Source organism: Occallatibacter sp. (assembly GCF_049802275.1).
GTDB lineage: Bacteria > Acidobacteriota > Terriglobia > Terriglobales > Acidobacteriaceae > Telmatobacter.
In genome coordinates this window covers 1-2,063 of the sequence record NZ_JBARMD010000597.1, presented here as the reverse complement: position 1 = coordinate 2,063, position 2,063 = coordinate 1, and the positions used below count along the sequence as shown (strand labels likewise).

The following is a 2,063-nucleotide window of genomic DNA, read 5'->3' as shown; positions in this document are numbered from 1 at the left end:
TTTTGTGGCACGAAAAAGCCCGCTGGCGTCAGTCGCCGGCGGGCTTGGGTATTTCTTAGATCTCTCTGGCCGTCTAGTTCAGGCCATGGCAGTCCGCCGGCATGGAGGTTCCATGATGGTGGTGATGACCGTGGTGGCGGCTGCTCTGCATCTGTTTCAAAAGTAAGGCAAACACCAAATCGTGTCAACCTAAAGTGCCTACGATCATAAAAGTTTCAGCCAAGCCTATGCATTTCACTCGGTATTAGCGACTTCCGCCTTGACCTGTTGTCCGGGGTCGCGCAACAGCTCAATCAGCTTTTGATACAGCCGATTCCGCACTTCAAACCGCTCCGATGCGCGCGTAACGTAGCGAACCAGAACTTCGATCCCCGACGCCGATGGCCGAAGATTCTCGACCGCCGTCGCGCTAAATCGGCTCAGGCTGCTCCCGTGCGCACCGCGCTTCCACTCCTGCTCGGCAAGACTTGCATTCTTCTCCGTCTCCGCGACGACGACTTTCTGAATACGGTCGAGCAATGCGTGGACGTTCCCTGTCACAGGCAGACTAAGCGAAATCTCGTCCCACATCCACTGCCCGCTTGTCGAAAAATTGAAGTACTGGCCGCGGATGGCAAATCCGTTCATGAAAGTAATGCGCCGCCCCGTCGGCAGCCCCCGGTCCGCAAGGGTCCCGGTTTCCAGCAGCGTCGTGTTGAATAGCCGCACTTCAATCACCTCGCCGCCTACGCCATTGATTTCCACCCAATCGCCCACATGGATTCCATTCTTGCCAATCAGCACGAACCAGCCGAGGAACGCGATGATGAAATCCTGCAATGCGATCGTGAGTGCTGCGGTGGCCAGGCCAAGGATTGTGGGTGTCTCTTTCGGCGAACCAAAAATAACTATCAGGATCATCACAACTCCGATGACCTGGATCCCAAGCTGCAGAACGCTGCGCATTGTCTGCGAACGCCTCCGGTCAAGCGCTGGTTTCTCCATCAGTCGGCCCACGAGGCCATCGCAAAGAACCATGCAGATGCCGATGAAGGCGATCAGCGCAATCGACTGCAGGATCAGGTGCAGCACGATGCGATGCTGTAACTGAACCTGCGCGGCCCACTTGCTGTACACATTGGCGAGCTGCTGTTTGGTCTGAATGCGGTCGTCGTAGATACTCAATATCTGGCGCTGTGCGGTCTTGTCCTTGATAAGGGCTAGTTTGTCGGAGTGACTGGCAGTTGAAGGCGCACTGGGAAGCACCCCTGCGTTGGCCTTCAACTCAAGCGCGTTGTGATCGGCTGTGATTGCCTGTATGTCAGACCGCGTTTGCTGAATCGCCTGCTGGAGCAACTGAGAGCGACTGCGCTGAGCAAACCACGCCTTCACTCGGCTGGCCATGGTCCCTTCTCGCTGCGCTGACAGCACTGCAACTTCACCGCCGGATTGGACTCGCTTGTCGTATTCCTGCATCGACGCTTCGTGCGCGGCCAATTCAGCCTGAATCTGGGCCGTCTGGTCGCCAGTGGCTCGATCGAAATCCTTTTGCGCATCGGCAAGTTGATCCGAGTCCAGCCCCAGTTGAGCTTTGGCCACATCCAAATCGCCGTTGTCCACCGGAGCCGGCGCGCCCTCTCTTGCCTCATTTGAGGGCGAATTCAACTGCCTGGTAATGCTCTGGACCAGTTCCTGATCCTGCTTGATGAGTTGCTGAAGCTCCGCGATCTTCTGCGACAGCGCGAGGGCTTCTCCGGAGAGAGTAATGTGTTGCGCCTGGAGCGTGGCCTGGCGCAATGCGGAGGCGAATGCCTGATCTACATCGTGATCTGCGAGGCGCTCAGCATCGCGCGCGAATTCCTTTTCTTCGGCAGTAACCGCCAAAGCTGCAAGAGCCTCGGCTGTTTGCCAGGGGCTTATATTGACGATCGTCTTCTTGCCGCCGAGGGAGCGGGCCCGGGTGCCTTGGGTGTTGAGAAAGGAGAAATTCGCCATCGCGTCGCGTGTCAACCACGCAAACACCAGGCACCCGACGAGGACCATCAACAGAACAAGCAGGATCACCAGCCTGGTGCTGCCGAGAA

The 2,063-nt window shown here is 57.3% G+C and carries 1 protein-coding gene; it reads right to left on the bottom strand.

Translation table 11 applies throughout. The features are described 5' to 3' along the window. Positions 1 to 234: 234 nt before the first annotated feature. Positions 235 to 2,063: mechanosensitive ion channel family protein (locus WA354_RS20280; protein ID WP_472814837.1), on the bottom strand; the 1,829-nt coding region annotated here is incomplete at its 5' end.